This is a genomic window from Gammaproteobacteria bacterium, assembly GCA_013696315.1.
Lineage (GTDB): Bacteria > Pseudomonadota > Gammaproteobacteria > JACCYU01 > JACCYU01 > JACCYU01.
The window spans coordinates 1-7228 of the sequence record JACCYU010000121.1 but is presented as its reverse complement, the minus strand read 5'-3'; the positions used below and the strand labels follow the sequence as shown (position 1 = coordinate 7228).

Below are 7228 nucleotides of genomic sequence, written 5' to 3'. Positions count from 1 at the left end.
GTCCCTGATCGGTGAACTGCGTGACGCCCTGACACCGTACCGCGACGGCCCGTGTCCGCTGCAGGTGGCGTATATCAATGGCCGGGCTGCCGCCACGCTCGCGCTGGGCGACGCCTGGCGGATCCATCCCGACGACGCTCTGCTGGCGCGGCTGCGCGGACTTGAGGGCATCGACAGGGTCGACGTGGTTTACGCCTGACACAAGCGCGGCCACCGCGCGCCGCGGTCGGCCCACGCTTGACTAAATGTGTCGAAAATGGCGTCAATATCTGCGAAACGGCTGAGGATATGGCAAAATGCGCGGCAAACCGCCGCGTGTCTCGTTGACCGACGCGGCCAGAACTCAAAATCAAACTCCCGATAGCAAAGTTCCCGTTATTAATGAATCCCGATCAATGAAGCCCGAATTCCTCGATTTTGAACAACCGATCGCCGAACTCGAGGTCAAGATCGAGGAATTGCGCTACGTTGGAACCGACGCCGACGTCAACCTTAACGACGAAATCAAGCGCCTGGAGGACAAATGCCGGGCCTTGACAGTATCGACCTTCGCCAGCCTCACGCCCTGGCAGATTTCGCAACTGGCGCGCCATCCACGAAGACCGTATACGCTTGACTACATCGCGAGTCTGCTCACCGACTTCGAGGAACTGCACGGTGACCGCGCGTTCGCCGACGACGCCGCGATGGTCGGCGGCGTGGGCCGCTTCGAAGGTCAGCCGGTGATGGTCATCGGTCATCAAAAAGGGCGCGACACGCGCGAGAAAATTCGCCGCAACTTCGGTATGCCGCGGCCGGAAGGCTATCGGAAGGCGTTACGACTGATGCGTATGGCCGAGCGCTTCGGCCTCCCGGTGCTGACGTTTATCGACACACCGGGCGCGTATCCGGGCGTGGGCGCCGAGGAGCGCGGGCAGAGCGAGGCCATCGCGCGCAATCTGCAGGCCATGTCGGCGCTAAAAGCCCCGATTATCTGCACGGTAATCGGCGAAGGCGGCTCGGGCGGCGCGCTGGCGGTGGGTGTCGGCGATCATCTGATGATGCTTGAATACAGCACATATTCGGTGATTTCGCCGGAAGGCTGCGCGTCGATCCTGTGGCGCAGCTCTGATCGCGCCGCCGACGCCGCCGCGGCTATGGGCATCACCGCACCGCGACTGAAACAACTGAAGCTGATTGACGAGATTGTCGAAGAACCGCTGGGCGGCGCGCACCGCAATGTCGAGATGGCGTGTCACCGGCTCAAGCGCGCTTTGCGTGCGAGTCTTAACCGCGCGCAAAGTGAAAATATCGACTCGTTGCTGGAACGCCGTTACCAGCGGCTGATGAGTTACGGTCAGTTCAAGGGTTAGTGTCGCGATTCGGTGCTGCGGTTGCTATGCGGCAATGGTTCGGACATCGCCGCATTACTAGTGTGAGGAAGCATTCATGTCCACCCTGGAAAAAATTGTGCGGATAACGCCGCAGGAATATCTGGATGGGGAGCAGTACAGCGATATCAGGCACGAATATGTGGCGGGCCATGTTTACGCAATGGTCGGCGCGAGCAAGGCACATAATCTGATTGCAGGAGGTTTTTACACCGCCTTGCACGGCCACTTGCGCGGAAACCCTTGTCAGGTTTTCGCATCCGACGTGAAGGCGCGCGTGGCGGAAGCTTTCTATTATCCCGATGTCATGGTGGCTTGCGACCCATCGGATGGACACGAGTATTACTGCGAGCGACCGTTGATCATTATCGAAGTGATCTCACCCTCGACCGAAGCGCGCGACGCGCTGGAAAAACGCATTGCGTATCAGTCGCTGGAGAGTCTGCAGGAATATCTGCTGGTCGCGCAGGACAAAATGGAAGTGCGGATTTATCGCCGCGCCAATGAGGCCTGGGAGCTCGAAACGTGCACCGAAACAGATCAGGTACGGCTAACTTCGGTGGGACTGGAGATTCCGATCGAACAGGTCTACGAAGACGTTTGGGTCTGAACGCCAGGTTGTCTCTTATTACTTGTGGCGGCTCGCCGCGGGCGGTGATTGCCGGGTTTTCCAGATTCGTTTCGGTACTCATTGTGAGGATTAATACGCGAGCCGCCGCTATGCGTTCTCAACGCGCCGTGCCGAACCCGCTGCGGAGCGCGGGCGGCGGGTAATCGGCGCGATACGACAGTGACGTTCACGCCCGCAGCATTACGCGTCCGGCTGGCTGCGCTGCCCAGAGTTGATCGTTTCCTGATCGGGTTTAGCGGCGGGCTGGATTCCACCGTATTGCTGTATGCGCTGACGGAGATTGAGAACGAAGTAAAGCGCGCATTGCACGCGGTACATGTTCATCATGCACTGCATCCGGAAGCGGACGCCTGGGCGGAACATTGCGAGACCGTGTGTGCGCGGGTCGGTATACGGTTCAGAATGGTTCGCGTCGACGCCAGCGCAAAGCGCGGTGAAAGCCCGGAAGCGGCGGCGCGAGCAGCGCGGTATCGCGCGTTGCGAACGTTGCTGGAAGCTGGCACGTGTCTGCTGACAGCGCACCAGCAGGACGATCAGGCGGAAACTTTGTTGTTGCAGCTTTTGCGCGGCGCGGGTCCGGCGGGTCTTGCGGCGATGCCGGAGTTCACCGGCATTGGTGAAGGCTGGCACGCGCGGCCGTTGCTGGGTTTCACGCGCGCTGAACTGACCGCTTACGCTGTGGCCAGAGGTTTGCGCTGGATCGACGATCCCGGCAACCGCAGCATGGATTTCGACCGTAATTTCATCCGCCACGAAATATTTCCGACCTTAAGCAGGCGCTGGCCGGCGCACGCACGCACGCTTGCGCGCGCATCGGCCTTGCAGGCCGACGCCTCGACGTTACTCGGCGAACTGGCGCATCAGGATCTGGCGGGACTCGCGGGCAGCCGCGCTGGCACCCTGTCCGTTAACTCCCTGCGCATGTTTTCGCAAGTACGCCAGCGCAACGCCATCCGACACTGGCTGATTGGGCTGAGATTGCCCCTGCCGACGCAAACGCAGCTCGAACACGTGCTGACCGACGCCGTTAACGCGAGCGGAGATCGCGCACCTCTGATCGCATGGCGCGGCGTTCAAGTGCGGCGCTATCGCGACGACCTTTACGCGATGCCGCCGCTGGCCGCGCACGATCCGAACCTGGTGCTGCCCTGGGATGCGCGCGAACCGCTGCAAGTTCCGCATTTGAATGTCGCGCTCGAACCTTCGCTATTCGAATCACTGTGGATCGCCGATGGAGCGGCACGCTCGGATGTATCGGTCCGATTCCGGCGCGGCGGCGAACGCTGCCGCCCGCACGGACCCCTTCATCATCACGATCTCAAGATACTATTTCAGGAAGCCGGCGTACCGCCCTGGGAGCGAGACCGGATTCCGCTGGTTTATGTCGGGGAACGTTTGGTCGCCGTAGTCGGCTTATGGGCTTGCGCATAGTTCATCGCCAGTCCTTTTCATCCATCAAGCACTTCCGTGCCCGCACTCCGGCCGGCATGTTGAAACTCTAGTCCGTGAGGCAAAAGCACGTGCTGAAGTATAAAATCCGCGCGCTGCTTTTTGTGATTTCCTGTCTGGCGACCGCGCCGGTTGTTTCAGTCTACGCCGCCGATGAGTCGTTTGTCGCACACACACACCGAATGTACTTGTTACACCGGATAATCTGCCAGTATTGAGCTGGGACGATCCGGGTGTCGACACCGAGATCGATCCATCGGAACTCAACACGCTCGAATTATGCACACCCGGTGCTTGTCCACAGGAAGCGCTGGATGCCGGCGCCGTCAATTACAAAATCTTCGGCGACCTGATCGCGTATTACGATCAACACGGGCGGCTGGTCGGAACGTCTCCGCAAGCGACCACCGTCATTACTGCCGAGCCCGCCTTCAGCACGCAAGCCGCCGAATCCGACTCGACTGAAACCCAAGCCGGCGTCGCGTACGCCAACACGCTGATCGGCGCCACACCCGGCGCATTTGAAGTCACGCCCGCCGGCGCCGCCACTTACAGCATACCCATCGAGATTCCGCCGGGCACTGCCGGCACGCAACCCCAGCTTGCGCTGACCTACAGTAGCCAGGGCGGCAACGGGTTGCTCGGCGTCGGCTGGTCGATCTCGGGACTTTCCGCAATCACCCGCTGCCCAAAGACCTACGCTCAGGATAACGTGTTAACGGGCCTTACCTTTACGAGCACGGACCGATTCTGCCTGGACGGTAAACGACTGAACGTCGTGCCAGGCACGGGCGCTTACGGCGAAGCCGGGTCCGGATACCGCACCGAAATCGATACTTTCAGCAGGATTAAGGCTTTTGGCCTGCAAGGCGGAGGGCCAGAATGGTTTGAGGTTCGGACAAAGTCTGGCGAGATCATGGAGTCTGGCCGGAGCGAGAATTCCAACATCCATGCCGAGAACCACGTCGCCGCTGGTGCGTGGGCACTGAATCGGGTCGCGGACACGGTTCGCCGTCCGACTAAATCGCGGCGGTGTCTTCGGTGATTTAACGCTCACGACCATCGGCACGGGTTCCGACGCAGGCAGCCTTAACGACGCACTGGTGCTGGATTTCAATGCCGATGGCCGTCAGGACCTGTATGCGCCTATCGCGGGCAAGTGGTATGTGCTCCGTGCAAGACCCTTCGGCGGCGGTTTGGATGACTTTCCTACGATCCTCGGCGCTGACGGGTATAACAACAGTCCGCGGGTCGGCGACTTCGATAGCGACGGGTTGGTAGACGTAGCGCTGGACTACGGACCGTATGGCACTTTCTGTTTCATCGGCCTGGCAATTCGAGCCACATTACCGCCATCAATGCCGGTGGTGAGCGATTCGACGATCGCATTACGATTGACTACAAGCCGCTTACCGATAGCTCGGTTTATAATCTCGGCCCCGACGAACGACTTAATCCCGACTTCCCCGATGCGCGCGGCATCGAAGCTTCGCTGTATGTCGTCTCCAGCTGCCGCCGGAACAATGGTCTCGTGAACGCTGAAGGCGCCAGCGTCATGCGGGAGTATACCCACAACTATGCGAATGCCAGAATCGATTTCGCCGGTCGCGGATTCTTGGGCTTCGGTACACAGACGGTTACCGATGTTACCGGTGGACTGACGACCGTGACGTCTTATCGTCAGGATTATCCTTTTACCGGCCTGGTCAACACTGCCGTTACGCGCCTGGTCAGTAATGACATTCGTGTACGCTCAGTGATAAACGAATATGACAATATCGTCCCCACGGGCGCCAGTGTCTATCCGTACCTGAAGGCCGCTACGCAACGGACTTTCGATCCCGACACGGACCTGCTGCTCGCTGACACCATCACCAATAACAGCCTGCTGGATAGTTACGGCAACGTCCGAAACATCAGTGTGCAGGTCACGGGCGGTGGGGCGAGTCATACTACCACCACGCTCAATCAGTTCGGCAACGATCCTGACATCTGGCGTCTGGGCAGACTGCGCACCAGCACCGCCACACACGAGAACGCTGCCGGCGCCCGCACCCGTACGTCCAGTTTTGTCTATTACCCACAGACCGATCTGTTGTGGAAGGAAACCGTGCAGCCCGGTACCGTGTATGAATTGATTACCACGTATGGGCGCGACGACTACGGCAACATCGATGCCACCACCGTCTCCACGATCTCTGGCGAGCCGATCACGCCGCGCACTACAGCCACACAATACAACGGCCTTGGCCGCTACCTGTTTCGCGTCACCAACGCCGTGGGTCATATCGAAACCCATACCTACGATCGCCATCACGGCGGCATCACGGAGCTGATCGGCCCGAATGGTTTGACCACCCATTGGATTTACGATGTGCTGGGGCGCCAGGCCAACGAGCTGCGCGCGAGCGGTACGAGCACCGGTATTACTTATGACTGGTGTTCAGCCACGCTTTGCCCGTGGGTCACGGACATAAAAACCGCCCTTTTCCGGAAAACGATCGCGACCAGCGGCGCACCAACGGTAGTTGAGTATTACGATTCACTGAACCGCGTGGTTGCCGTCCAGAAAGGCGGCTTCGGCGCCGCAACCACCGTGCAGACGGTGTATAACGCCAAAGGCCAGGTGACGAGAGTCTCGCGGCCGTACTTAACCACTGGCACGCCCGCGTTGTGGACAGACTATAGCTATGACGGAGTAGGCCGGGTCACCGCAGAAAACCTGCCCGGCACCTTAGGCAGCAACACCTCGGACTACGACGGCTTCAAGACGACGCTCAGGAATCCGAAAAACCAGCAGACGGTGGAAACCAGCAACGCGCTGGGCCAGACCGTCATCATGGTAGATCATTATCTGCACGACACGCGCTACGAGTACGACCCGGTCGGCAATCTCACCAAAGTGACGGATTCCGAGCTCAATGAAATCGTCAACACCTACAACATCCGCGGCCACAAGGTGACGACGAATGATCCCGACATGGGCGTGTGGACGTACAAGTACAACGTGCTGGGTGAGCTGATCGAGCAGAAAGACGCCAGACTGCAGGTCAGCAGCTTCGTATACGACAAGCTCGGGCGCATGACCCGCCGCACCGAAGGCGCGGACATCAGCACCTGGGAATACGACCTTGCCCTCAACGGCAAGGGCAAGCTGGCGAAAGAAACCTCAACGAACGGCTTCGCGCGCGGCTACACCTACGACGGCTTGAGCCGTCCCAGGACCACCACCACGACCATCGGTGGCGTTGCTTACACCAGTTCGGTTACTTACGACGGTGACGGCCGGGTCGTCCTCATGAACTACCCCTCCAGCTTCTCGGTGCGCAATGTGCCTTGGCAGAGTTTTAGGCAATTATCACCTTTACAGACCCAAGTTATGAGGTGTACTGTGGCTGAGCATGTCATGCAAGAGAATGAGATTCAGGTGACTGGTAGTATGGTTACTGCTGGTCGAATGTGCCTTTTAGGATTTGATCCTAACTATGATTCCACATCGGAAATGGTCGCTGATATTTACAGGATTATGGAATTGGATAGGCTTCGTGCCGGGATAAAAAGATATCAAGATTCGCGGTCGCGGTAAAAATTTCTCCGCTGAGGAATTCGATATCTTTAGCGAGCAGATTTTGAGACTGAATGAACTTCCCACGTTTCTGTAGACACCGGCTTAAGCAACTTTTGTCATTGCCTCGAACTCAGCCGGTGAACGGTAGCCAAGCGTGGAGTGACGACGTTGCCGATTGTAAAACACTTCGATCCATTCAAAGATGTCTTG

The 7228-nt window shown here is 58.8% G+C and carries 8 protein-coding genes; 7 read left to right on the top strand and 1 reads right to left on the bottom strand.

What is annotated here, in order from left to right; translation table 11 throughout:
- The 7 genes from H0V34_07535 to H0V34_07505 form a co-directional block, all read left to right on the top strand.
- The coding region (locus tag H0V34_07535) for a hypothetical protein (protein MBA2491552.1) at positions 1 to 199 on the top strand (199 nt) is incomplete at its 5' end.
- Between the two features lie 196 nt (positions 200 to 395).
- Positions 396 to 1352, top strand: coding sequence for an acetyl-CoA carboxylase carboxyl transferase subunit alpha (gene accA, locus H0V34_07530; protein ID MBA2491551.1), 957 nt, complete (start codon positions 396 to 398; stop codon positions 1350 to 1352).
- Positions 1353 to 1428: 76 nt separating this feature from the next.
- The gene (locus H0V34_07525; GenBank protein MBA2491550.1) at positions 1429 to 1980 is read left to right on the top strand and encodes a Uma2 family endonuclease; all 552 of its coding nucleotides are present in this window, start codon (positions 1429 to 1431) and stop codon (positions 1978 to 1980) included.
- Positions 1981 to 2223: 243 nt separating this feature from the next.
- A complete protein-coding gene (gene tilS / locus H0V34_07520; protein MBA2491549.1) occupies positions 2224 to 3432 on the top strand; it encodes a tRNA lysidine(34) synthetase TilS in 1209 nt (402 codons plus the stop codon).
- 232 nt (positions 3433 to 3664) lie between these two features.
- A complete protein-coding gene (locus H0V34_07515; GenBank protein MBA2491548.1) occupies positions 3665 to 4495 on the top strand; it encodes a hypothetical protein in 831 nt (276 codons plus the stop codon).
- A 58-nt stretch (positions 4496 to 4553) separates the two neighbouring features.
- Positions 4554 to 4985 carry a VCBS repeat-containing protein gene (locus H0V34_07510; GenBank protein MBA2491547.1) on the top strand — a complete coding sequence of 144 codons (432 nt, stop codon included), beginning with the start codon at positions 4554 to 4556 and terminating at the stop codon, positions 4983 to 4985.
- Positions 4986 to 5005: 20 nt separating this feature from the next.
- Positions 5006 to 7036, top strand: a complete 2031-nt coding sequence (locus H0V34_07505) for an RHS repeat protein (protein ID MBA2491546.1) — start codon at positions 5006 to 5008, stop codon at positions 7034 to 7036.
- Positions 7037 to 7120: 84 nt separating this feature from the next.
- Here H0V34_07505 and H0V34_07500 read toward each other — a convergent pair.
- Positions 7121 to 7228 (bottom strand): IS3 family transposase (locus H0V34_07500; protein MBA2491545.1); only part of this gene is annotated, 108 nt, incomplete at its 5' end.

Excerpts from the sequence above, each read along its gene's own strand:
- H0V34_07505 (MBA2491546.1), top strand. The coding sequence starts at position 5,006 with ATGCGGGAGTATACCCACAACTATGCGAATGCCAGAATCGATTTCGCC.
- accA (MBA2491551.1), top strand. The coding sequence starts at position 396 with ATGAAGCCCGAATTCCTCGATTTTGAACAACCGATCGCCGAACTCGAG.
- H0V34_07525 (MBA2491550.1), top strand. The coding sequence starts at position 1,429 with ATGTCCACCCTGGAAAAAATTGTGCGGATAACGCCGCAGGAATATCTG.